The 23,753-nt window shown below is 50.9% G+C and carries 20 protein-coding genes; 15 read left to right on the top strand and 5 right to left on the bottom strand.

Annotated elements, in window-relative coordinates; translation table 11 throughout:
- The first annotated feature begins 81 nt into the window (after positions 1 to 81).
- The 7 genes from ACJJII_RS18980 (at position 82) to ACJJII_RS18950 (ending at position 8,023) form a co-directional block, all read left to right on the top strand.
- A complete protein-coding gene (locus ACJJII_RS18980; protein ID WP_444917331.1) occupies positions 82 to 2,424 on the top strand; it encodes a DNA translocase FtsK in 2,343 nt (780 codons plus the stop codon).
- A gap of 93 nt (positions 2,425 to 2,517) precedes the next feature.
- A complete protein-coding gene (gene lolA / locus ACJJII_RS18975) occupies positions 2,518 to 3,129 on the top strand; it encodes an outer membrane lipoprotein periplasmic chaperone LolA (RefSeq protein WP_444917330.1) in 612 nt (203 codons plus the stop codon).
- Positions 3,122 to 4,465: a replication-associated recombination protein A gene (locus ACJJII_RS18970; RefSeq protein WP_444917329.1), complete on the top strand. Its 1,344-nt coding sequence runs from the start codon at positions 3,122 to 3,124 to the stop codon at positions 4,463 to 4,465. Before lolA ends, ACJJII_RS18970 begins: the two co-directional genes overlap by 8 nt.
- 23 nt (positions 4,466 to 4,488) lie before the next feature.
- Complete coding sequence (gene crcB / locus ACJJII_RS18965) at positions 4,489 to 4,863, top strand: fluoride efflux transporter CrcB (protein ID WP_444908098.1); 375 nt, start codon at positions 4,489 to 4,491, stop codon at positions 4,861 to 4,863.
- A 47-nt stretch (positions 4,864 to 4,910) separates the two neighbouring features.
- Positions 4,911 to 6,194 carry a serine--tRNA ligase gene (serS, locus tag ACJJII_RS18960; protein WP_282933066.1) on the top strand — a complete coding sequence of 428 codons (1,284 nt, stop codon included), beginning with the start codon at positions 4,911 to 4,913 and terminating at the stop codon, positions 6,192 to 6,194.
- A gap of 92 nt (positions 6,195 to 6,286) precedes the next feature.
- Complete coding sequence (gene cysG, locus ACJJII_RS18955; RefSeq protein WP_444917328.1) at positions 6,287 to 7,681, top strand: siroheme synthase CysG; 1,395 nt, start codon at positions 6,287 to 6,289, stop codon at positions 7,679 to 7,681.
- Between the two features lie 78 nt (positions 7,682 to 7,759).
- On the top strand, positions 7,760 to 8,023 hold the full coding sequence (locus ACJJII_RS18950) for a hypothetical protein (protein ID WP_444908100.1): 264 nt from the start codon (positions 7,760 to 7,762) through the stop codon (positions 8,021 to 8,023).
- Between the two features lie 22 nt (positions 8,024 to 8,045).
- Here the strand turns inward: ACJJII_RS18950 and ACJJII_RS18945 are convergent, their stop codons facing one another.
- Entirely contained in the window at positions 8,046 to 10,373 is a 2,328-nt protein-coding gene (locus tag ACJJII_RS18945; RefSeq protein ID WP_444917327.1) for a penicillin acylase family protein, read from the bottom strand.
- A gap of 325 nt (positions 10,374 to 10,698) precedes the next feature.
- Between ACJJII_RS18945 and ACJJII_RS18940 the strand changes: the two genes are divergently transcribed.
- The 4 genes from ACJJII_RS18940 (at position 10,699) to ACJJII_RS18925 (ending at position 16,365) form a co-directional block, all read left to right on the top strand.
- On the top strand, positions 10,699 to 13,248 hold the full coding sequence (locus ACJJII_RS18940) for a TonB-dependent receptor (RefSeq protein ID WP_444917326.1): 2,550 nt from the start codon (positions 10,699 to 10,701) through the stop codon (positions 13,246 to 13,248).
- 363 nt (positions 13,249 to 13,611) lie between these two features.
- Positions 13,612 to 14,916, top strand: a complete 1,305-nt coding sequence (egtB, locus tag ACJJII_RS18935; RefSeq protein ID WP_444917325.1) for an ergothioneine biosynthesis protein EgtB — start codon at positions 13,612 to 13,614, stop codon at positions 14,914 to 14,916.
- 2 nt (positions 14,917 to 14,918) lie between these two features.
- The gene (gene egtD, locus ACJJII_RS18930) at positions 14,919 to 15,887 is read left to right on the top strand and encodes an L-histidine N(alpha)-methyltransferase (protein WP_444917324.1); all 969 of its coding nucleotides are present in this window, start codon (positions 14,919 to 14,921) and stop codon (positions 15,885 to 15,887) included.
- 28 nt (positions 15,888 to 15,915) lie between these two features.
- Positions 15,916 to 16,365, top strand: coding sequence for a DUF411 domain-containing protein (locus tag ACJJII_RS18925; RefSeq protein WP_444919283.1), 450 nt, complete (start codon positions 15,916 to 15,918; stop codon positions 16,363 to 16,365).
- A gap of 9 nt (positions 16,366 to 16,374) precedes the next feature.
- On the opposite strand, the gene ACJJII_RS18920 is transcribed toward ACJJII_RS18925, so the two are convergent.
- The gene (locus tag ACJJII_RS18920) at positions 16,375 to 17,622 is read right to left on the bottom strand and encodes an ArsB/NhaD family transporter (RefSeq protein ID WP_444917323.1); all 1,248 of its coding nucleotides are present in this window, start codon (positions 17,620 to 17,622) and stop codon (positions 16,375 to 16,377) included.
- A 77-nt stretch (positions 17,623 to 17,699) separates the two neighbouring features.
- Here ACJJII_RS18920 and ACJJII_RS18915 point away from each other — a divergent pair, with 77 nt between their 5' ends.
- A complete protein-coding gene (locus tag ACJJII_RS18915; RefSeq protein ID WP_413662210.1) occupies positions 17,700 to 18,953 on the top strand; it encodes an MFS transporter in 1,254 nt (417 codons plus the stop codon).
- Positions 18,954 to 18,987: 34 nt separating this feature from the next.
- Entirely contained in the window at positions 18,988 to 19,980 is a 993-nt protein-coding gene (locus ACJJII_RS18910) for a hydrolase (RefSeq protein ID WP_444897503.1), read from the top strand.
- A gap of 25 nt (positions 19,981 to 20,005) precedes the next feature.
- On the opposite strand, the gene ACJJII_RS18905 is transcribed toward ACJJII_RS18910, so the two are convergent.
- On the bottom strand, positions 20,006 to 21,052 hold the full coding sequence (locus tag ACJJII_RS18905; protein WP_444913969.1) for a methyltransferase domain-containing protein: 1,047 nt from the start codon (positions 21,050 to 21,052) through the stop codon (positions 20,006 to 20,008).
- A 403-nt stretch (positions 21,053 to 21,455) separates the two neighbouring features.
- Between ACJJII_RS18905 and ACJJII_RS18900 the strand changes: the two genes are divergently transcribed.
- Together ACJJII_RS18900 and ACJJII_RS18895 are read left to right on the top strand one after the other, a co-directional pair.
- Positions 21,456 to 22,073 (top strand): RNA polymerase factor sigma-70, encoded by a 618-nt coding sequence (locus tag ACJJII_RS18900; RefSeq protein ID WP_282933052.1) that lies wholly within the window; start codon positions 21,456 to 21,458, stop codon positions 22,071 to 22,073.
- A gap of 2 nt (positions 22,074 to 22,075) precedes the next feature.
- Entirely contained in the window at positions 22,076 to 22,279 is a 204-nt protein-coding gene (locus tag ACJJII_RS18895) for a zf-HC2 domain-containing protein (RefSeq protein ID WP_282933051.1), read from the top strand.
- 39 nt (positions 22,280 to 22,318) lie between these two features.
- On the opposite strand, the gene ACJJII_RS18890 is transcribed toward ACJJII_RS18895, so the two are convergent.
- Both ACJJII_RS18890 and ACJJII_RS18885 read right to left on the bottom strand, forming a co-directional pair.
- Positions 22,319 to 22,807, bottom strand: a complete 489-nt coding sequence (locus ACJJII_RS18890) for a hypothetical protein (RefSeq protein ID WP_413662207.1) — start codon at positions 22,805 to 22,807, stop codon at positions 22,319 to 22,321.
- Positions 22,804 to 23,736 (bottom strand): DUF2092 domain-containing protein, encoded by a 933-nt coding sequence (locus tag ACJJII_RS18885; protein ID WP_444917322.1) that lies wholly within the window; start codon positions 23,734 to 23,736, stop codon positions 22,804 to 22,806. The genes ACJJII_RS18890 and ACJJII_RS18885 overlap by 4 nt, the downstream gene beginning before the upstream one ends.
- Positions 23,737 to 23,753: the final 17 nt, after the last annotated feature.

Here is a 23,753-nt window from a genome sequence, read left to right as displayed (position 1 = left end):
GCGGCTTGGGGGTTCAGGTCCCAGGTAGGCACCGCCAAGTTCATGTGGACATAAAAAGTACAGCATTATTGAGGTAAGCCATTGAAGGCCGAAAGCGCAACTGAAAAAAGCCCTGCAGAGAGCAATGCATTGCCAGACTCATTGATCGCCCGACTCGTTCGCGAGGGGGCCCTGATCAGTTTGCTGGCTGGTGCCCTGTTGCTCGCCATTAGCCTGTTAAGCTTTAGCGCAGAAGATCCGGGCTGGTCGCAAACTGGCAGTACCCAACAAGTGCACAATGCCATTGGGCCAGCCGGTGCTTGGCTGGCAGATGTGTGTTTGTCTTTGCTCGGATGGATGGCTTACCTGTTCCCCTTGCTGATTGGTCTGCGGGCCTATCACATTCTTCGCGATCGCAATGCCCGCTTCCATTTGCCGCTATTTGCTTTGAGAGTATTTGGCTTGCTGCTGGTTCTTGTCAGCGGGGCGGCAATGGCGACTCTTTGTTTTGATCCCGCAGAAAATCCATTGCCGTTTACCAATGGAGGCATCATCGGCAGTGCGATGGCGTCTGCCCTGGGTTCTAGCCTCGGCTATGTAGGGGCAACCATTTTACTGCTGGCGATATTTGCTATCGGTGTCACTGTTTTTACGGGGTTGTCGTGGCTCAAATTGGCAGAGGCAATCGGCAAGAATGTGCTCGGCTTTTTTGCCTTGCTGGGCAGTTTCTATCAACGCTGGCGCCAAAAGAGCAATGAGCGGAGGGTGGCCAGAGAGGCGATCGTCGTGCGCAAGGCCGCTGTGGAGGAAGAGAAACAGCGAGTTGCCAAACGAATTCCCCCGAAGATTGAGCCCGCTGCCCCCAAACCGAAGCAGAGTCCTCGGGCTGCGAAGGAAAAACAGCGAGAGCTTTTCAAAAGTGGCCCGGTTACTGGAACCCTGCCGCCGCTGGGGCTTCTCGATCCAGCAGATCAAAACAAGAAGGCCGGTTTCTCCCGGGAATCCCTGGAAGCGCTGTCGCGCCTGCTGGAACTTAAGCTGAAAGACTTCGGCGTTGTTGCCGAAGTGGTATCTGTGCTGCCGGGACCGGTAGTAACCCGCTTTGAAATTCAGCCTGCTCCCGGCGTAAAGGTGAGCAAGATTTCCAATCTGGCAAAAGACCTGGCGCGCTCACTGGCGGTGATCAGTGTGCGTGTGGTTGAGGTAATCCCAGGCAAGTCGGTTGTGGGTATCGAAATCCCTAACGAAAATCGACAGATGGTACGTCTCAGTGAAGTGTTGTCGGCAGATGTCTACGATAATGCCAAATCGCCGCTGACTCTGGCGCTCGGTCACGATATTTCCGGTCAGCCGGTGGTGGCCGATCTGGCCAAGATGCCTCACTTGCTGGTAGCGGGTACCACCGGTTCGGGTAAATCCGTGGGTATCAACGTTATGTTGTTGAGCCTGCTGTACAAATCCACGCCCGATGAGGTCCGCCTGATCCTGGTGGACCCCAAAATGCTGGAGCTCTCGGTGTACGAGGGCATTCCGCATTTGTTGACCCCGGTCATCACCGATATGAACGATGCCGCCAATGGTTTGCGTTGGTGTGTTGGAGAAATGGAGCGCCGCTACAAGTTGATGGCGGCAATGGGGGTGAGAAACCTCGCAGGCTTTAACCGCAAAGTGAAAGAAGCTGAAGAGGCCGGAGAGCCGCTGATCGATCCTATCTGGCAGCCAGATCCCGCCTCCAGCGTGCCGGAAGATGAACAAACCGCACCGGCCCTGAAAGCACTGCCTGCCATTGTTGTCGTGATTGATGAATTTGCCGACATGATGATGATCGTCGGTAAAAAGGTCGAACAGCTGATCGCGCGAATCGCACAAAAAGCCCGTGCAGCTGGCATCCACTTACTGCTTGCAACCCAGCGTCCGTCGGTGGATGTTATTACCGGCTTGATTAAAGCCAACGTACCTACTCGAATCGGTTTCCAGGTTTCGTCCAAGGTGGATTCCCGCACAATCCTCGACCAGGGCGGCGCGGAGCAGCTGCTCGGTCATGGTGACATGTTGTACTTACCGCCTGGAAGTGGTGTTCCCGTTCGTGTCCACGGCGCTTTCGTCGACGATCACGAAGTGCATAAAGTTGTCGCGGATTGGGGCCGTCGCGGTGAGCCTGATTATATCGATGGTATTGTCGACGATAGTAATAACAGTATTCCCGTGCCTGGATTACAGTCTGAAGGCGGTGAGGATGAAGACCCTGAAGCCGATGCGCTCTACGACGAAGCCGTAGCTTTCGTCACTAAAACCCGCAAGGCGTCAATTTCCTCTGTGCAGCGTCAGCTGCGGATTGGTTACAATCGCGCGGCTCGAATTATTGACGCCATGGAGGCTGCCGGGGTGATATCTGCGGCGGGCCACAACGGCAATCGAGAGGTGCTGGCACCGCCGCCAGCCTGATACGAGTTTGGCCCTTGGAGCAGTGGCGGGTTAAGCCACTGTTCACTTAGTCGGGGTTAATCTTTAAGGAAATCAATACGTTGGGACTCCACTATGAAAAGAATTCTGCAGGGTCTGCTGCTTTCAATCAGTGTTACCGCCAGCGCGGCCTGGGCTGATGCCACCGATGACCTGAGCGATTTACTCAAGCCGTTGGAAGCGATTTCGGGTAATTTCAAACAGACATTGATCGACGAGCGCGGTGAGGTCACACAAAGGAGCAATGGTAGCTTTTCTGTGCAGCGCCCGGGCAAATTGCGCTGGAAAACCGGTGAGCCTTATCCGCAGTTACTGGTGACAAACAACAAGACGCTCTGGCTGTACGATCCGGACCTGGAGCAGGTGACAGTTCGCCCAGTGGATGCCCGTATTAAGGATACCCCAGCCCTATTACTGGGGGGCAAAGTAGAGGAAATTCGAGGCTCGTTTAATGTGAGCCAGAAAGAAGGGGTTTATCACCTGACCCCCAAGAACCCCTCGGCCCCTTTTAAAGCCATGGAAATTCGATTTGCCAAAAATGGCTTGCCGTCGGCAATGACCGTGCGCGATGGTATGGGACAAACCACTGAAATTCAGTTCAGTGGTATGGAAGCGAACCCAAAACTATCCGCTTCTATATTTGATTTTAAGCCCCCGGCCGGTACTGACATTATTAAAGATGAGTGATCTGTTCGATACTCCCAAAACCCACCAACCCCTCGCGGCCCGTATGCGGCCGAATTCCCTGGCCCACTATGTGGGCCAGTCGCATTTATTGGGGGAGGGCAAACCTCTGCGGGAGGCCGTAGAGCGCGGCCAACTGCACTCAATGATTTTGTGGGGCCCACCCGGTGTGGGCAAAACCACTTTTGCGCGGTTGTTAGCTGAAGAGTGCGATGCTCGATTTGCCACACTGTCTGCGGTACTCGCCGGAGTGAAAGATATTCGCCAGGCGGTGGCCGAAGCTGAACAGCACCGGATACAGTCGGGCCGACACACTATTTTATTTGTCGATGAAGTGCATCGGTTTAATAAAGCTCAGCAGGATGCCTTCCTTCCCTACGTGGAGGAGGGGACTGTGACTTTTGTCGGGGCGACTACTGAGAACCCCGCTTTTGAGTTGAACAATGCGCTCCTGTCCCGGTGTCGGGTCTATCTTTTGCGCAGTATTCCCGAAGAGGAATTGTTGGGGTTACTGCGCTATGCCCTGCAAACCGACCTGCAGTTGCGCGAGCGGAGCGTCAACATTCCCGAGGAAGTGTTGGGCAAGATTGCCCGGGCTGCCGATGGGGATGCCCGCAGTGCTTTGAACTTGCTGGAAGTGGCATGCGATCTGGCCAAAGAGGAGGCCGGGCGACTGATTGTCGATGAAGACGTGCTCGCCGAGGTGCTCAGTGCCGATGTTCGCCGTTTTGATAAAGGCGGCGATTATTTTTACGATCAGATTTCCGCCATGCATAAATCAGTGCGGGGGTCTGACCCGGATGCGGCGCTCTACTGGTTTGTGCGGATGCTGGATGGAGGCTGCGACCCGCTATATATCGCTCGCCGTGTCGTGCGTATGGCTAGTGAAGATATCGGCAATGCGGACCCGAGGGCTTTGCAGTTGTCGCTGAATGCCTGGGATGTGCAGGAGCGCCTGGGGAGTCCCGAGGGCGAGTTGGCAATTGCCCAAGCCATTACTTACCTGGCGGTTGCGGCAAAAAGCAATGCAGTTTACTCCGCTTACAATCGTGCCGTGGCGGATGTTCGTCGCGAGCCCAGTTATGAAGTGCCAGTGCATTTGCGCAATGCCCCTACCAAACTGGCAAAAAGCTTGTCCCACGGTGCGGAGTATCGCTACGCCCACGACGAACCCGATGCTTTTGCTGCGGGAGAGAATTACTTCCCCGAAGAGATTGCCGAGCGTGAGTACTACCAACCGGTTCCCCGAGGGCTGGAGTTAAAAATTTCAGAAAAATTGCAGACTCTGCGCCGACTAAATCGCGAGAGTGACAGGCAGCGTTACAGAAACTCTAAATAAATAGATAGAAAGGAAGCAGCTAAATGCAGTGGCTGGCAGTCGCCCTGGGCGGCGCACTTGGGGCAATTCTTCGCCACCTGGTGAGTATTTGGAGCTTTCCGGTATTTGAGGGCCGGTTTCCGCTAGGAACCATCATTGTCAATTTAACGGGCTCTTTTTTGATCGGTATTGTTTATGTACTGATCGCTCACCGCGCCATGTTGGGGGAGGAATGGCGTCTTCTGTTGATGACCGGTATGTTTGGCGCACTGACAACCTTTTCCACTTTCTCCCTCGAAAGCCTGATACTGTGGCACAATGGCCAGCCGCTGGTGGCCCTTGGCTATATTGTCGGCAGCCTTGTTGGTTGTTTGTTGGCCACCGCTGCTGCTGTCGCTTTGGCGACACGGTATTTTTAATTTAACTTCTCTGTTGTAGGAGCCTGATAACAGGCGAACTGGAAACGATGCTCGATCCCAAACTGATTCGCACGGATATGGACCAGGTGGCCGCTGCCCTGAAAAAGCGCGGTGTAGAACTGGATACTGCCAAACTTGAAGCCCTTGAAGAACGCCGCAAAGAATTGCAGGTGCGCACCGAGAGTTTGCAAAACGAGCGCAATAGCAAGTCGAAAAATATCGGCCGTGCCAAGGCGAATGGTGAAGATATTGCTCCGCTTTTGAAAGAAGTGGAGTCCCTCGGTGGTGAGTTGCAAGATGCCAAACATGCACTGACAGAATTGCAGGGAGAGTTGGATGCAATCTTGTCTGCGATTCCCAACTTGCCGGATGCCTCAGTGCCTGAAGGCGAGAGTGAAGACGATAATGTAGAGGTTCGCCGCTGGGGCCAGCCGCGTACTTTTGACTTTGAAGTTAAAGACCACGTAGACCTGGGCACACACCTTGGTGGCCTCGACTTCGAGATGGCAGTGAAGCTCACCGGTTCCCGCTTTGCGGTAATGAGCGGTGATGTTGCGCGTCTGCATCGCGCGTTGGCACAGTTTATGCTGGATACTCACACCGAAGAGCATGGTTACCAGGAAACCAATGTGCCGGTTGTTGTGAATGCTGATTCCCTGTACGGCACTTCCCAGCTGCCTAAATTTGAGGAAGACCTGTTTAAGCTCGAAGATGATCGTGGTTTCTACCTGATCCCGACTGCGGAAGTGCCCCTCACCAATATGTATCGCGATCATATTGTTGAAGACAGTGCTAGCCTGCCGCATAAATTGGTTGCTCACACTACCTGCTTCCGCTCTGAAGCTGGCTCTCACGGCCGCGACACTCGTGGCATGATTCGCCAGCACCAGTTTGAAAAGGTAGAACTGGTTTGGGTGGCGCGCCCGGATCAGTCTGAAGAGGCATTGGAAACCCTGACGCAAAATGCGGAGACCATTTTGCAGAAGCTGAACCTGCCATACCGCACAGTGATTCTCTGCGGTGGCGATATCGGTTTCTCTGCTCGAAAGACATACGATATTGAAGTTTGGATTCCGTCCCAGGATAAGTACCGCGAGATATCCTCTTGCTCCCTGGTAGGTGACTTCCAGGCGCGCCGAATGAAGGCGCGCTGGCGCAACCCGGAAACCAATAAGCCCGAATTGGTGCATACACTGAATGGCTCCGGCCTTGCCGTGGGTCGTACCCTCATCGCTGTTCTGGAAAATTACCAGCGCGAGGATGGCAGTATTGAGGTGCCGGAAGTATTGCGGCCCTATATGCGAGGCCAGGAAGTGATCTCAGCTTCCTGAGCGTAGCACTCCAAAAGGGCGAGCGTAGAGTTCGCCCTTTTTTGTTTGTAGTAATGAGTTTCACTTTGCCCGCTATTTGATGGAATAAGAAGTTGCGTTATTTACCCCTCGCATTTGATGTCAAAGATCATCCCTGCTTGATTGTTGGAGGCGGCTCCATTGCCACCCGTAAAGCTCGCTTATTGCACAAAGCGGGTGCACGGATATTGGTGGTATCCCCGGAAATTACCGATGAGCTTCAGCAAATGGTGACTGATTCTGGTGGGGAATGGTTTCAATCAGTTTATTCGAGCGAGTATTTACAGAAAGCGGGGCTGGTCGTTGCTGCATCTGATAGTGAGTCCGTGAATGCACAGGTTTCAGCCGATGCCCAGGCTCAGCGCCTACCTGTCAATGCGGTGGACGCGCCAGAGTTGTGCACGTTTACTTTCCCGGCCATTGTGGAGCGGGGAGATCTATCGATCGGCATCAGCAGTGGTGGCGCGGCTCCAGTACTGGCGCGCAGAATCAGGGCCCAGCTCGAAGCCCTGCTATCGCCGGGGCTGGGACCGCTGGTAACTTTGGCGGCACGGATGCGCGATAGGGTTAAGGCAGCGCTTCCAGAGTCTCGGCGCAAGAATTTTTGGGAGTGGGTTTTTGCCGGCCCCGTTGCCAACCGCATGGAGGCCGGGCAACCAGCAGATGCCGAGCAGGCGCTGGTGGATGCGCTTCAAGACTGGCAGGGGAGCCCGAATCCGGTGGGTGAGGTTTACCTGGTAGGTGGAGGTCCGGGAGATCCAGACCTGCTGACTTTTCGCGCACTGCGCTTGATGCAGCAGGCGGATGTGGTGCTCTACGATCGGCTGGTTTCACCGGAAGTGATGGAGTTGGTGCGCCGGGATGCAGAGCGGATCTATGTGGGTAAGCGCAAGGCTTTCCACGCGGTGCCACAGGACGATATCAATCAGCTGTTGGTAGATCTGGCCAGCCAAGGTAAAAAGGTTTTGCGGCTTAAGGGAGGCGATCCCTTTATTTTTGGTCGAGGCGGTGAGGAAATAGATAAATTGTCAGAGGCGGGGATTCCCTTTCAGGTGGTGCCGGGAATAACAGCGGCCTCTGGATGTGCCAGTTACGCTGGTATCCCACTGACTCACCGGGATCACGCTCAATCTGTGCGCTTTATTACCGGGCACTTGAAAGAGGGTGAGTTGGACCTCCCTTGGCAAGAACTTGCGGGCCCAGCGCAAACCCTGGTTTTCTATATGGGGCTTACGGGGTTACAAACTATTTGTGCTGAATTGATTAAACACGGGCTCGATGCGAATACGCCGGCTGCCTTGGTTGAAAAGGGCACTACGCGAGACCAGCGAGTAGTTGTCGGTGACTTGAGCAGCTTGCCGGCCCTTGCTGAAAACAGTGAAGTTCGCGCGCCGACCCTCACCATTATTGGCGGGGTAGTGAGCTTGCATGAAAAGCTTCATTGGTACCAGCCAAACCGAGAGGGTTAGAGCGGGCACCGATGACGCCGAGAACACCTATGCTGAGAGTACCTATACTGAAAAGGTACTCTCAGAGTGGTGTTCAATATGCTGCTTGCATTTATTCGCTTTTATTGCACCAATGCTGTGCGCTTTTTTCTCCCACCGGTCCGTGAAATAGCAATTCCTGCACAGCTAGACAGTCACACCCGGCGCTACACCTACCACTACCAGCAAAAGAAGAGTTGGGTGAGAAATCTCTGGATTACATCGGCGGCACTGATGTTGTGCTTTCCAGTGCTGCCTTTCGTTGTGAGTCTTGCCTTCTTCACCACGTTTCTGTCTTTTGCAATTCTCGATGAGACTGCCTGACTTTAGCGTCCCCGCGGTACCTCTAATTTAACGTGAGCCGGTAGCGAGGCTCGCGTTCAACAAATGATGAAGTGTTTCCCTTTACCCAATCCTGATGACCGTTGCCGAAAAATGGTGAGAGTGGATGAGCACTCTGACCTGTGGCCATATGGAAAATACCGTCTGCATCCCGGCCTGGTGAAACCACTAAGCGCTGGGATGCGCCATGAGTGGGAGACTGGAAGCGGGGCATATGGGTATCTCCTGCGAGAGGCTCCGCAGGCATTGCCAGGAACCAGTTCAGCGGTGGTATTGCTTTGCCCAGTGGATGCTGGATCTTTGCCGTATTTTCAGCACCCCAGGATTGACGCTTAAGGGGCAGATTGCTGCGGTTCATTTTTTCCAGTACTTGATCCAGGGCAGCGAGCTTTATCGCGTTCCAGGATTCAAAATCCGGGTTGAGAAGCTGTTTTGGCTCTTGCTGAGCCATTTCCCAAAGTGGGTATTCAAATTGGCGCTTGAGTTGGCCGAAAGAAAACTTGGGCTGATAGCGGCGCATGTAAGTCAAAATGGGCGCTGTCGTAAGCTCCATCAACTTCAGGCGATAGTTGCGAACGATGCGATAGCCTACAGAGTCGATGGCGGCTCGGCCTCCCCAATTTTGAATCTGTATATATACCTCGCGGTAGTCTTGCTGATCTTCAAGTAAGGTGAGGAGGTGTTGCTGCCACCGCTCGAGAAAAACTGCCTGATCGTCGAGCTGGATATTTAAAAGGTCCTGCTCATTGAATTTTTCTTGAGCGAAAAGCCGTTCGCGAATTTGTTGCTGACGTGCGCCGAGCGCATAGCCGTGGTTGCCCATGAGTTTGAGATAGTCCCCATCAACGATTCGAGCGTTGGCACTCCAGATTCGGCCGGACTCCGGGTTATACAGGCGGGGGTGCTCCTGGGGGCTTAAATAGCCGTCCCAATAGGCACTACCATCTGCCCAGCTGACTGATCGACTGCCATCAAACCCGACTCGCTTGGGAATAGCGCCAGCCACAGTCCAACCAATATTGCCGTTACTATCGCCAACCACTAGGTTCTGGTGGGGGATGCCTATGGTGGGGCCAAGCTCCAGAGCTTCTTCGGCGGTACGGACAACTTCCATATCAATCAAGTTCATATTGCCGCCCAGAGTGTCGTGAGCAACCCAGCGGAATGCGAGAGGAACGCCATCGTGGTTTGTACCGATAACGGGACCCCAGATAGTTGTGCGAACTTCTATGGTTTTTGGGTCGCTGCCTTTGACGGCGATAGATTCTGTTTCATAGGCAAAATTCCTCCAGCCTTCAGGCGTTTTATATTGATTGCCGTCTTCGCTGAGTTCCAGTGGAATCAGGTCACTCCAGTCGCCCCCGGTGTTGGTAAATCCCCAGGCAACTAATTCGTTGCTTCCGGCAACCAAAATTGGGCCGCCTGGAAGGGTTACGCCACGGACAAATCGGTTGGTGCCAGGTATGCTCCAGCCTGCTCGGAACCAGATATTGGGAACACTCAGCCCGAGGTGCATATCGTTGGCAAGAATGGCTCCACCGTGCGCTGTCAAATTACCGCCGACCACCCAGTTATTACTGCCGTAAATTTTGTCATCACTCTCCATCGCCTGATAAACGATAGTGTCCTGTTCATCTAAAAGCGCAGAAATCGGCGTTTCTGGGAGGCTGACTTTTTCTCGTGCTTCGCCAAATAGTGGTGCGTCCCATCGCCCGCCTTGGGGAAAATAGAAAGCGTAGAGATCTGCTGGAAGCAATTCGGCTAAAGCGGTGTCGCGAAGTTCATAACTACCGCGTTCACTTTGTAGCGTCAGGTACATGCTGTAGATCGTTAACAGGCTGTCGGCAGAATTCCAGGGGCGCGGTTCCTGACCCAATAACAAATACTCCCAGGGTTTTGCGGGAAGCTGGTTGAGGCCAAAATTAATACCGTTGATATATTGATCCAGAAGGGCCTTTTGTTCCGCCGGCATCGCAGCAATGTTTCGCTCTGCTCGCTGGCGAAATTGATGCAAACGTACCTTTTGATCGTGTTTTATAGTGGATGCGCCCAGTAATTCTGATAATTCCCCAGCAGAACTTCTCCGCAACAGATCCATTTGGAAAAAACGTTCCTGCGCGTGTAAAAAGCCCAATGCGAAGGCCGAACTGTTTCGGTTTTCAGAATGAATTAATGGCACTCCCTGTGAATCGCGCTCGATAACAACCGGGTCTTTTAATTCACCCGTGGTAATGGTTCCATCGAGAGAAGGCAAGCTCTGTCGGAGCCAGATCCAGGAGCCAATTAAAAATATAATTATCAAACCCAATAGGCTGATAATTAGTGCTGGCATATACCGCTTGAGAAATGGGAATGTTGTCATTGTGGTGGCCGCAAAATCTCTGAGTTAATGTCGGTAGCACTTTATTGTGCAATTTTAATTTCACTCGCAAAGTTACTAAGCGATACAAAGAGTAACTTTTAGTGACAAAACCCAAGCTTTAAATTATAGGATTTTCCTGTCATTCACTGCTATTTCTCGAAGAACTGACTGGTCACAAGAAAAAAGTCATCGCAGGGTTTTCAATATGAAAACGCAACCGTAAGATGGCGTGCAATAACAAAAACAACAAGAAATCGAAAACATCAGGCTGTATAACAATAAACGCGAGGACGCGATGATGCACGATGTTGGTAGAGATGTAACAAACCGTAGATTCAATCTTTCCATTCTCTCTGGAACCATTGCTTTCCTCACCGCTGTTGGCTCTCACGTTCACGCTGCGGAAATTGAGGAGGTTGTCGTTACTGCGCAGAAGCGAGCGGAAAACCTACAGGATGTACCTATCGCGATTTCCGCCTTCACCGGGGAAAATATAAAAGAAGCCGGTGTCAAAAATTTGACTGATTTGGGGAAATATACGCCGGGCGTGGAAATGCACAATGATACCGCCCTGCAACCAACGTACAGTATTCGCGGCGTGCAAACTAATGACTGGACCATAGGCTCTGATCCAGCAGTGGCGGTCTATGTGGATGGGGTTTATACCGGCCGAAGTGCAGGTGCCGAGATACCGCTGACCGATATTGAGAGGGTTGAAGTCCTCAAAGGGCCGCAGGGTACACTATTCGGCCGCAACGCTACCGGTGGTGCGATCCACATTATTACCACCAAACCGCAGGCGGATGAATCTACGGAATTAAATCTAACTGCCGGTAATTATGGGCGCCAGTCGTCGGATCTTTTGGTTAATCGCCAGATTAGTGACAACCTGTATGGCCGTTTTTCGGCGTCAACAAATCGTCGCGATCCATTTGCCGATAATTTAGCAAATGGATTCTCTGTAGGGGATCAGGATACTCAGACCTACCGCGCCTCTGTGTTGTGGGAGCCGGCGACGGATACCGAGGTGCTGTGGCGTGCCAATTACGGGATTATGGATCAAGGCAGCGCTTTGCGAACAACCATAGTGCCCAGCCTTAAAGATGAAACGGATGTTTTTGGCGACTACGCCCTGGATACCCCGACCATTGAGGATCGTGATTCCTTTGGCACATCACTGACAATTACCAAAGATTTCGATAATTTCACTTTTACTTCGATTACTGCCTACAGCGAATTCGATGCCCACCTGCAGCAGGATGAGGATGGTACCGCCAACCCGGACTATATGTTTGGGTCGGCTAATACTGATGATCAAAGCCAGTTTTCTCAAGAATTCCGTCTCAATGGTGCTACAGATACTATCAAATGGACTCTGGGAGCTTCTTACTCCGAAGAAGAGGTGGATCACACCACTTATGCCAATTTCACTACCGGATCGGTGGAATCCTTCGCCGTTTATGAAGGGGTAAAGGCTGCCTATCCAGACCTGACCCAAACCGAGCAAGAGGACTTAGCGGTTATCACCCGTGCGCAGCTACAGCAGGCAGGGTTGGAGGGAATTGCCAGCGCTTCCTTTGTCTATGACCTAATGCTGCAAACAGGCCAGGTGGATGCGTTACTCGCTCAGTTAGGGGCCACTGGTATAACTGGCGATATGCTCTATGCGGAAGATGTAGTCGGACAGATGATGGCGGGCTTCAATCCCTGGATAGCCTCGGATGCACATTGGGGGGAGAGTGTTCGCAACACAGGTGATTACCGTTCCAGTGCTATTTACGGTGATATGACCTGGAGCCTTACCGATAAGATGGACCTGACTGTCGGTGCTCGTTATACATACGATCAAAAAGATTTCACCATCCAGACGGCTTATGGCAACAGTATTCCTCTGTCACTATCCGGCGGAGATGTGCGCTTGGTTGACGGAGATGGCAACGTAATCGGCACTGTAACCCTGCCTGAGGTCGATTTGGGGTCCCAGTTGTTTGGTATTGTGTTTTTCAACAATGGCCAGCCGGTTTTGGACTCCAAATTGAGTGATAGCTGGAGCGACCTTTCCGGTCGTATAGTGCTGGATTACCGCTGGAATGACGATGTGATGACCTATGTCTCCCTGGCGGATGGTTTTAAAGCCGGTGGATTCAATAGCCTTAACTTTGGTCCCGGGGTTGAGTCGTCTTTCGATCAGGAAGATGTTGTTAACCTGGAGGTTGGTCTTAAGAGCAGCCTGTTCGACAACCGAGTACGCTTGAATACCTCTATTTACACCTACGAATACAACAATTTGCAGGAGCTGGATCTGGTGGGTACTCCTATTCCCAGTTATAACCTGCGGAATTCGGATGCGGAGGGTACTGGGGCGGAGATCGAAGTACAGTGGGCAGTAACAGAGAGCTTGTTTATTGCCGGTAATTACTCCTACCTGGATACAGAGTTTACTGACTACCAGATCATCGAAGCCATTGGTGAGACTGAAGAGGACTCGAAAGTAGGTCAGTCTCGGGTATCAACGCCAGAGAATAAATTCAACCTAATGGCTGAATACACAGTGGACCTTGCATCTGGCGGGGAGTTTATTTTCCGTGGCGATTACAACTGGACAGATGAGCGAATTGGTTCGATTACTGACCGGACACGTATCGTGGAAGACTATCAGTTATTCAACCTGCGGGCGGCCTGGAACAGCCCTTCAGATAGTTATTCATTAGCGCTCTGGATACAAAATTTGACGGATGAAGAAATCGCTGGCGGCTATGGTGGTACCGGTGCAGCCATTGGTGCCAGTCCCGCTTGGCGCTTTATGCCGAGAATGTACGGTGCGGATTTAACTGTCCGATTTTAATTAACCCATGGGTTAATACGGCACAGGGATGTGCTGTTGTCGACCTTGGGAGGGCATTTAAAGGCTACAAGGGTATTGTGGGATTATTTAGAACCCCTTATTCCGGCAGTAGTCTATAAAAAAACGTTTAGACTGTGAAAATTGCGTCTAAATTTTGAAATAAATAGTACATAAAACAATTTTTGCTCTATTTTATTAAGTTATTCCTGTCAGCATGACGAGAGAGTGGGCCGGTTTATCCGGCCCTTTTTTTTATTGACCCTTCAAGAGAAAAATAAACTGGCGCATATACCCTTCTGTTGAATAGCTAGCCTCTAGGTTTACACCTAAAACTGCGTATGATGATTTCAATAGAGAAGAAATGTGTCGCAGTTGATTACTAATATGGCAATACACGTCGGTGAAGTAACTTTAGAGGAAGTACAACATCAACTTCTCAGTGATTACCAGAAAGTTCGTGCAGAGACAGAGAATCTTGCGTTGCCGTTATCCCCGGAGGATATGCAGCTACAGTCTATGCCGGATGCCAGTCCTACCAAATGGCATTTAGCACATACGAGCTGGTTCTTTGAGACCTTTATCCTTGCCAACCGGTTGCGGGGATATCAAACATTTAACCCACACTTCAACCACCTGTTCAACTCTTACTACAACAGTTTGGGTACCCCCTTTGCACGCCCTAACAGGGGGCTAATTTCGCGTCCGGATAGTGCCCAGGTTTATGAATATCGAAAGTTTATCGATGACTCCATGCACCGGTTGCTCAGTGAGTACCCGATTCCTGAAAATTTGGCCGCGTTGGTCCAGCTGGGGTTGAATCATGAGCAGCAGCACCAGGAATTGATATTGACCGATATCAAGCATGCTCTATCAACTAATCCCATGACACCAGCTTACCGGGATATGTTTCCTGAAGATGAAGACGGGGCACTGGAACCACTGCGTTGGTTGAGCATACCCAAGGACTTCTATGGGATTGGGAGTAATGGCGATGCTTTCTGCTTTGATAATGAAGGGCCTGAGCATCAGCAGTTTATCGATGACTTTGTTATTGCCTCCCGACTGGTTACTAATGGGGAGTACCTTGAATTTATAGAGGATGGTGGCTATGAACAGCATCGTCTGTGGCTTTCGGATGGATGGCTGCATTTGCAGAAAAATCAGCAAAAGCACCCATTCTATTGGCGGCTGAATAGTGATGGTTGGTATCAGTACTCCCTCTATGGGTTGCTACCCTTAAATCCAGCTGAGCCTGTCTGTCATCTTTCTTTTTATGAGGCAGATGCTTTCGCAACCTGGGCTGGAAAACGATTGCCTACCGAATTTGAGTGGGAGGCAGCTGCTTGCCATTTACGCCAGCCGAATCAGATGGCATCAGCTAATTTCCTGGAAAAACGCCACTTCAGGCCATTGCAGGCGCAGCGGGGACAAACGCAGTTCTTAGGGGATTTGTGGGAGTGGACTTCCAGCGCTTACTTACCTTATCGGGGCTTCAGAGCCCGGGAGGATGCAGTCGGGGAGTACAACGGAAAGTTTATGTGTAACCAAAAGGTTCTTCGCGGTGGGTCTTTTGCAACCCCGGCTGACCATATCCGGATCAGTTACCGCAACTTCTTTTATCCACACCAGTCGTGGCAATTTACCGGTATCCGTTTGGCAGGAGACTAAATGTGAAAGCAGCCGTATCATCGATGCAGGAAAGTTCACAACAAGACCATGAATTTCTCAATGATGTGTTACGGGGGTTGGCCGGAGATCAGAAAACACTACCGTGTAAATACCTATACGACGAACTTGGTTCTCAGTTATTCGAGAAAATATGTGATGTAGACGATTATTATTTAACCCGTACTGAGGCTAAGATATTCAATCAGTATCTACCGGATATTGCTGAGGAAATTGGCCCAGGGGCGCTACTGGTGGAGCCCGGTGCAGGCAACTGCGAAAAAGTAGAGGGCCTACTGCATCTTTTAAAAAGCCCTAGCGGATACTATCCCATCGATATTTCCCCGGAGATTCTCTATTTGGCGGGGCAACGAATTAAAAAAGGCTTACCTCATATTTCTATCTGGCCGGAAGTGGGTGACTTTACTCAAGCCGAAGTATGGGACAATCTGTCAAATATTGAGTCAAAAAAACGTGTGGTGTTTTTTCCTGGTTCGACAATTGGAAACTTTGAGCCGGATAGGGCGGAGCAGTTGCTGGAGACGTTTGCGGCGAATTTGAGAGCGGGAGACGGCCTGCTTATCGGAACTGATTTAGTTAAAGATTCCGTTGTACTGGAGAGGGCGTATCACGATAGTGAGCATATTACGGAGCAGTTTAACAAGAACCTCCTGCAACGAATTAACAGTGAGTTGGGAGGCAACTTTGATTTGTCATCTTTCTCTCATCGCGCTTTCTATCAACCATTACGACAACGCGTAGAAATGCATTTAGTTAGCCTCCGGGATCAGAGCGTCGCAATCGCCGGGGAACAGATCATCTTTTCGGAAGGGGAGACTATTCATACCGAGAATAGCCATAAATATAAAGTGAGTAGTTTTAATACCCTGTTGATGAAAGGCGGCTTTAAGCCTGTTCGCCACTGGACTGATTCCTCTGAATCTTATGCTATTCACTATGCCCAGGCTATCTAGGGAGGTTTTAGCTCTCCTTTTCTCATTGGTGATATTGACCGCACCAGTAAGTTTTGCTGGTGCGGAGGAAAAAAAACAGTGGGATGCCGATGGTTTTATTGTATATAAACACCCGCTTTGCTTCTGTTGTAACAAGTGGGTGGATTATCTACGGGGTAACGACATTGCTGTATCTACCAGTTCTGAGCTGAATATGGCAAAAATTCGGCAGCAATGGGGGGTTCCTCGGGGGATGGAGGGTTGCCATACGGCGGTGTGGCACAACAAATATGTTTTTGAAGGCCATGTTCCCGTCAAACATATCCTGCAATTTATTTCCTCTCCTCCAGAGGATGGAATTGGTCTATTAGTTCCCGGGATGCCAGTTGGCAGCCCTGGAATGGAAGTGGATGGGAAGTTTGAACCTTACAATATTTATCTGCTGCTGGAAGGGGGAGATTACCGCCCCTTTGTCCGAGTCGAGAAGCCCCAGAGTTAGCTCTTGTTTTTAGGTCTGTAGAGAGCTGTACCATATAATATAGAGATAACTCGCTGCCACACTGATAACACTTACCGGCAACATCAATAAAAAGAACTGCCAGAAGTTAAATGGTTGCACACCAAATTTTTCAGCCTGCTGCAGCACTATTACATTGCTGGCCGCGCTGATGATAAATAGGTTACCGGCAACTGTAGATATGGCTGATAGCATCATAAGTGTCTGAGTGTCGTGTTCATGTAGCAGATTCAGGTAGATTTCCACTACGGGAACATTGGAAAACAGTTGGCTGGCAAAAAAACTGACAAAAGTTACGGTTTCAGGTTCAGCCAGATTAATCTCGCTCTTGTGCAGAAAAAACTGTAGTGATCCGGACTTGAGTAGTGAGCCGGTCACAATAAACATGGAAATAAAGAAAAAGAGGGTGGGCCAGTCTACTTCTCTCAGTATTCTTCTTCTTTCATGACTCGCCAGATAAATGGGTGAGCAGGCGACCAAGCCTATTTGACCCAAGGTTGGGTGGTAAATACCCTCTACGTTATGAAGTACACTGCCTAACGCTATTAGAATTACCAGAAGGGCTGCCGACAATAGAGGTGGCCATTTTTGTGCTATCTCATCGTCTTCTCGAGGCTGAATGCCTACATTGTGACTGGGTTCGTCAACTTTAAGAAACCTTTTTAACCAAAGAATCGACAGCAGCATGGTGATTGCTGCCGGGATAAAGATCCACTCGGCAAATACCAGAAACATATTGTCAAACTGCCCTGCGTTGGCAATCAAGATATTTTGTGGGTTGCCGACTGGGGAGATCATGCTGCCGATCGTTACGGTGGCGCAAAGTAAAATAAGTAGGGGTACAACACCCCAGTTCATATCCCTAGCCATCAATAGAGCGATGGGTACACCAATCACTGCTGCAGCATCATTGGTGAGAAGGGCGGCGCAGACGGCCATGATCAGGACATAGCTTGCCAGTATGGTATTGGGATTTTTACGGGAGAGTATTCGCCTGCTGATTTGTGCTGAAATCCCTGTGTCGTATAGAGCGGATGCAATCGAAAATACAGAGAATAAGTAGAGGATTAAATCCCAATCCACAGCAAAAAATGCGTCTTTAAGTGTGATTTGTCTCAAGGCCAAAAGTGCTACTGCGCCAAGGGTCATGATGTGCCAGATACGAACGGCAGATGGTAGCCATTGGCGCACGGCTATTAGGATAAAGATGATTGCCGAGACGGTTAAGCTGATAGACATCTATCGTTATCCGAGTGTCGCTAGTCCCAACTGCTACTCTGGTTTTCAGCATTGCTATTTTTCTGAGGCTCTATCCAGTGCAGCAGAGTGCCAACAAGGCCATTCATAAGAGTTTAAACAAACCTCTTCTCTTTACGAATTTCTTTGCTGGAGATGTGGTTGCGGGTTTGGGACCATACCTGGCGATTTACCTGCTCTCAGCCATGCACTGGAAGCCGGGAGATATTGGGGTTGTCCTGGCAATTGGCGGGGTAACCACTGTACTGCTGCAGACACCTGCTGGCGCATTTATCGATAGTACTCGCTTTAAGAGAGGACTTATTGCCACTTGCGGGATCATTATCGGTATTGTTTCTATCACTATTGTGGAATTTACCAGCCACAAGCCATTGATTTATCTCTCCCAGGTTTTGATGGGAGGCGCAATTGCCTTCGTGGCTCCCTCTATTGCGGCAATCACACTCGGGGTTACCAGCGATAAAAACTTTACCTATCAAACCAGTGCCAACCAGGCCTCCAATCATGCGGGCAATGTCTTTGCTGCTGGACTCGCAGCGATTCTCGCCTTGACTATTTCCGGGCAGGGGGTGTTCTGGTTGATGGCGGTTATGGGTGCCCTTATGGCGATCTCGGTAGCCTTTATTCCGGGAAAATCTATCGATCATATCCGTGCTCGGGGCGGAGAGCACAAGGATCTAGAGGGCAAAGCGCAGCCGTCAGGCTTTAAGTCACTGCTGTCTGACCGGCGCCTGGTCGCTTTGGCTGTCAGCGTGTTTCTATTCCACTTTGGCAATGCCGCGATGTTGCCCTTGGTGAGTCAGAAACTGTCGATTAACTCGAATGCCGATATAGCTATTGCCTTTACATCAGCTTGTATCATCGCCGCCCAGTTTATGATGATGCTGATGTCCTTTCTGTGTGCGGCCAAAGCGGATACCTGGGGGCGCAAGCTAATCTTCCTTATCGGTTTTTTTATCAATCCGGTACGGGCGCTGTTGTTTATGTCTACGGACAATCCGTACTTCCTGGTAGCAATTCAATCCCTGGATGGCGTGGCTAATGGTATATTTGGCGTCATTATTATTTTAATGTGTGCCGACCTGACACGTGGTACGGGCCGTTTCAATGTTACTCAGGGCGCTATGGCCGCCTTGGTGGGAATTGGTTCGGCATGTAGTAATTTTTCTGCGGAATATATTGTTCAGTATTTTGGCTATGGCGTTGCTTTTCTTACTTTGGGAGCTATTGCTCTGATCGCCGGTACATTTTTTCTGATTTTTGTCCCAGAAACGAAAGGGGCAACAATCCCTAAACCATCAGCAGGAAACTGATAGCCCCGGTTGTTTCGACTATTGATAGAAATCTATGGTTAATTCTTTTTCTCCAGCCCCAGGCCTTGGCAATCGACATATTCAGACCGTATTCAGTCGTTTTCACCGCGCCACCCCCTGGATTGAGACAGATTGCCGCTGGTACGAAACGCCTGATGGCGATCGCCTTTCTTTGCATTTTCCCAGGCCGCTACGCAATGATCCCGATTATCCTCTGGTATTGATACTTCACGGTTTGGGAGGTTCGGTAGAGTCGCCCTATGTGCAGGGGCTGATGGAAACCCTTCTGGCATACCATTATCAGGTCGCTGTAATGCATTTTCGAGGTTGTGGTGGTGTGCCTAACAAGTTGCCGAGGGCCTATCACAGTGGTGACACTGAAGATCCTCGCTGGCTGGTTAGTGAACTTAAGAAGCAGTTTCCATTAATGACGATTGCCGTGGTTGGCTTCTCATTGGGCGGAAATGTTGTTCTGAAAATGTTAGGTGAAGATGGTGGCCGCGGGCAGGTAGCCGCTGGGATTGCTGTTTCGGCGCCAATGGACCTCCATGCCTGTAGTCGCTACATCAACACTGGTATATCCCACCTTTATGAGCGCCACCTGATTAGCGGGCTTCGTTTGAGCCTGCTTCATAAGGCGAAAGACCCACAGTTGGCTGCGGCCTTACCCGATCTCAATTGCAGTGAGGACTTTGTCGATTTCAGGCATTTCGACAATGCTTTCACTGCGCCGTTACATGGTTTTCGTGATGTGGATGAGTATTACACCCAGGCATCCAGTAAGCCTTTACTCAAAGATATTCGCACGCCGACTTTGATTATCAACGCCGTTGATGATCCTTTTATTTGTCCATCAGCGATACCTGTAACCAGCGAAGTTAGTTCTGCTGTCGATTTGGCGGTGAGTGATCGAGGGGGGCATGTAGGGTTTATAGATGGGACGGTATGGAGCCCCAGTTATTGGCTGGAGAAAAAAATACCCTACTTTTTGGGGGCAGTCGTTGGGTTTCCAAAGGGAGCCCGTTAGGGGGCTCCCATTTCCAGGCTCAGGGTTAACAGCACTGGGTACTCGATTGATCCGCTTCGGGAGTGTCGCTGGCAAATGGCATTTCCTTGCCGCAGCCGGGAAACAGGCCAAAGTGCCGCGAAAAATCGCCAATAAACTCGAAGTGGGGTGCGAGACGGGTCTCTGCGAGCATTCTCCAAGTATTACCGCACACAGGGAATACTCGTCCGGTCTCAATAATGTGGTGTCCATCGAGAACGAATTGATCGGCAGAGCCCGGTAGTGTGCCTTTGTAAATCACTGCTTGGCCGTAATCCTCACAGTCTTTTTCCAGTTGCGCTAATTTGAACAAGCGATAAGTGGCGGAAAAAAATCGAATTGAACCACAGCGCTGGGCCAGGGTTGGGTTGGTGATAAGTAATGGCCGGCTCTCCACAAGGCGTGGATCGCGGAAGCCGCTGCCCTGAGCAATTTCCAGAAAGTCATTCCAGTAGAGTGCGCCCCCAAGACACTCGCCGAATAGTTCGGGGTCAGAGCTAATTGCGGGGGGAATGCGACGGTCGGCATAGACATCGGAGAAATAAAATTCTCCCCCTTGTTTCAGCAGCCGGAACAAGCCTTTGAGTACAGCATCTTTGTCTGTGGAGAGGTTAACCACACAATTGGAAATGATCACATCAAAGCTTTCAGGCTCTAATTCCAGTTCCTCCAGCTTTTCGATGTAGCCGTGCAGGAAGCGGACATTGTCATAGCCAAACTTGTCGGCGTGATGGGCTTGGTGCTGCCTGGCCACAGCCAACTGCTCTTCCGTCATATCGACACCTACTACTTCACCTTTTGGACCTACCAACTGGGAGAGCAAGTAAATATCCCGGCCTGAGCCACAGCCAAGATCCAGTACCCGGCAGCCTTCCAAAAGTGGAGGGCAGACAAGTCCGCAGCCGTAATAGCGGGATAGGACATCGGGATGAATATTGGACAGCAATGGTTTTAGCCACTCTGGCATATCGCTGGGATCACAACAGGCATTGGTCTTCAGGTCTGAAGAGTTCTTTAGTTGGCGTCCGTAGTAGTCCTGTACTAAATCGTGCATTGGCTCTTTACCTATTGCGGGGGTTAACCAAAAAGGCGCAGTTGCGCCGGTATTGGCGCTCTTTGTAATTTTGTTGAGGAAGTGTAACAAGTCTGCGGTTCCCGCGACTAAAAACCAGAGGAATCACGGAAGAGTTGAGGAGTTAGAGGTTCTTCTGGCCAAAGGTTTCCGCTTTCGAATCTGATGCAGAGCTCTATACTGGCATGATATTTCACTCATTCTGGCTCGAGAGGCGGGGTAAAGCAGAAAAGTCTCAATTGGCACAAAAATACCAGCATGATGCACTAGATATTTCAGAATCAGCAAAATTGCCTTTTGGCGCCAGTGGGAATTGGTTTGTAGAGAATCGCATTATTTTCGTTAATATCGACTCTCTCCGCTTCGATATTATGAGGGAACGTAATTGAGCGATCACCTAGCTCCCAGTGCTTCGACAGAGTCCGCCGAGGATTCCTTACAGAATTCGCAGTTCCTGGTGGATTTGCGCCAGCAGATGCTGCGTTTTGCCAGTTTGCAGTTGCAGGATACACAGCTGGCTGAGGATGCTGTTCAGGAAGCATTGATGGGTGCCCTAAAGAACTCGCGCAGCTTTTCCGGTCGCTCGGCTTTGAAGACCTGGGTCTTCGCCATTCTCAAGAACAAGATTGCCGACATATTGCGACAGAGACAGCGCTTCGTAGATGCGGATCAATTGGTTCGTGGGGACAGGGAAGAATATGATCACGATGAACTGTTTGATCAGACGGGGCACTGGCAGAAGGATGAAAAGCCCAAACGCTGGGCTGATCCTGAGTCGGCAATTCACGACAAGCATTTTTGGCGGATCTTCGAGGCCTGTCTCAGCCATCTTCCCTCGCGCCAAGCGCAGATCTTTATGATGAGGGAATTTATTGAGCTGGAAAGCCATGAGATCTGTGCTGCCATGGAGATTACCGTTAGCAACTTAAATGTCACATTGCACAGGGCGCGCCTTCGCTTGCGCGAGTGTCTGGAAGATAACTGGTTTGGTGTGGAGAAGTGACAATGATGAAGACCTGCCGGGAAGCCACGAGGCTGATGTCTGAGTCCCAGGAGAGGGACCTGCTCATTTCCGAGAAGGCGAGCCTGAAGTTACATCTGGCGGTTTGCACACCTTGTCGCAATTTCGGCAAGCAGATGAAGACCCTCAGGCATATCACCAAATCCTATGCTCAGGGTGGCCCCGAAAAAGCTGACAACGAAAAATAGCATTTCGCACTTGGGGCCACTTATCCAATATTGGCGTTCCTAGCGGGGAGGGCGAACCGGGCGGTAGGCGATATGGCCACCGACAAAGTGCGGTTCATACCAGTAGGACCCGCAGTGCTCATAGGTAACGTTACCAACAGTTACTGCAACACAGCTGCGAGGCAACGTATATAACCACCCGCCGACACCTACGGCTGCTGCCGTACCCCAAAATGCTGGTCCCGGGTAGGGCCAGTAGTGGGGGCGCCAAGGGGGCGGTGGGTAGGGTGGATGATGGGGGTGAAATGGGGGGTGATTGGGAAAGCGCCTTGCAAACTCCCCCGGGGCATAGCCACCGTGGAAGCCTCCACCCATCGGACGCATCCCATTAAAATGTCCCCCAATATTGAAATGAGCCCCACCACCACCAAACCGACCAAAGGCTTCGGCTGAGGGACTGGCCAATGCAGTCAGTAGTGCCCCCGTGACCAGGGCAGGCACAACCAGTTGTGCAAGGAAACCCGTCTTTTGACCGTTGCGATGCATCATGGTGTGGCCTCCTTATTGGGTTCCGCCTTCTTAAACTGGATTTGCTTGAGCTTGTCGGTGGAAGGGGTAAATTGCCCGGCGGCACCAGGTTTGGCTTCCATCCATTTCAAGGTGGCAATAAAGCGCGGCTTGGCGGGGTCGCGGGTATTCACTGTTGAAATACGCAGGGGCAGGGGCTTGTCACCAGCCTTAATCCAGATTTCCCAGTCCAGGTTTTCAGAGCGAAATGCCCAGTGCTCGGTTTTTTGGCCGTCAACCATAGGCCGGTTTACCAGAAAGCCTTCTTTGATACCGGACCAAACATTTTCCTTCCTTCCCCATTCGAGGAGGTCGGCAAAAGGAATCTCAATGCCGTAATCTTTGGCGGCTTTGGTCAAAACTTCCGCTGTAGGCTGGGGTGCTTCCATTTCTGCGAAGTAACCATCGCGGGGAGCAATCACGGTGAACTTGTCGCCATTATGAATAAACTGTCGGGTGATAGAATCTGTTTTCAGGTCTACACGCAGTTGCTTCGGTGGCATTGCCATATATTTGACGGTACCGCCAATCAGGAGCTTTTCCTGATTTTCCAGAACGACTTCTGTGAATATATCGGCGTTAAACATCATCATTTTGAGGCTGGCGAGGTAGTCACCCATTCGTTTCAAGGTTGCCATCGCCTTGGGGTCTAGGGGCTCGTTTGATTCCATGGCCCCCATTTGGCCTTGAGGAGGTTTGCCTTGCTGCATTTGCCCTGGTGGCTGGGGGGGATTGCTGTCATCGGTCGATTGAGTGGGGTGCCCTGGTGGCGGGGTTTGGCCTTGGGAGCCAGTGCTATCGGGTTGCGGGGGTGGTGTCGGGTTTTGAGCGACAATCACAGGGGCTAATGCCACCGTCGCTGCAAGAATCAGCGCCCTAGCCAAGCCACCAAAGGGTTGAAAAGCAAGCATTTACCGGTACCTCCCAA

The sequence above is a fragment of the Microbulbifer maximicatervae (SeqCode) genome (genome assembly GCF_052467825.1).
Note: the sequence above shows the minus strand (reverse complement) of the source record. Positions and strands in the feature narration are given on the sequence as shown.

What these genes read in the sequence shown, in the direction of transcription:
- ACJJII_RS18950 (WP_444908100.1), top strand. Translation starts at nt 7,760, where the DNA reads ATGCTGCTTGCATTTATTCGCTTTTATTGCACCAATGCTGTGCGCTTT.
- ACJJII_RS18945 (WP_444917327.1), bottom strand. Translation starts at nt 10,373, where the DNA reads ATGCCAGCACTAATTATCAGCCTATTGGGTTTGATAATTATATTTTTA.
- crcB (WP_444908098.1), top strand. Translation starts at nt 4,489, where the DNA reads ATGCAGTGGCTGGCAGTCGCCCTGGGCGGCGCACTTGGGGCAATTCTT.
- ACJJII_RS18970 (WP_444917329.1), top strand. Translation starts at nt 3,122, where the DNA reads ATGAGTGATCTGTTCGATACTCCCAAAACCCACCAACCCCTCGCGGCC.
- ACJJII_RS18910 (WP_444897503.1), top strand. Translation starts at nt 18,988, where the DNA reads ATGGTTAATTCTTTTTCTCCAGCCCCAGGCCTTGGCAATCGACATATT.
- ACJJII_RS18885 (WP_444917322.1), bottom strand. Translation starts at nt 23,736, where the DNA reads ATGCTTGCTTTTCAACCCTTTGGTGGCTTGGCTAGGGCGCTGATTCTT.
- ACJJII_RS18890 (WP_413662207.1), bottom strand. Translation starts at nt 22,807, where the DNA reads ATGATGCATCGCAACGGTCAAAAGACGGGTTTCCTTGCACAACTGGTT.
- ACJJII_RS18920 (WP_444917323.1), bottom strand. Translation starts at nt 17,622, where the DNA reads ATGTCTATCAGCTTAACCGTCTCGGCAATCATCTTTATCCTAATAGCC.
- serS (WP_282933066.1), top strand. Translation starts at nt 4,911, where the DNA reads ATGCTCGATCCCAAACTGATTCGCACGGATATGGACCAGGTGGCCGCT.
- ACJJII_RS18940 (WP_444917326.1), top strand. Translation starts at nt 10,699, where the DNA reads ATGATGCACGATGTTGGTAGAGATGTAACAAACCGTAGATTCAATCTT.
- lolA (WP_444917330.1), top strand. Translation starts at nt 2,518, where the DNA reads ATGAAAAGAATTCTGCAGGGTCTGCTGCTTTCAATCAGTGTTACCGCC.
- ACJJII_RS18905 (WP_444913969.1), bottom strand. Translation starts at nt 21,052, where the DNA reads ATGCACGATTTAGTACAGGACTACTACGGACGCCAACTAAAGAACTCT.
- ACJJII_RS18895 (WP_282933051.1), top strand. Translation starts at nt 22,076, where the DNA reads ATGATGAAGACCTGCCGGGAAGCCACGAGGCTGATGTCTGAGTCCCAG.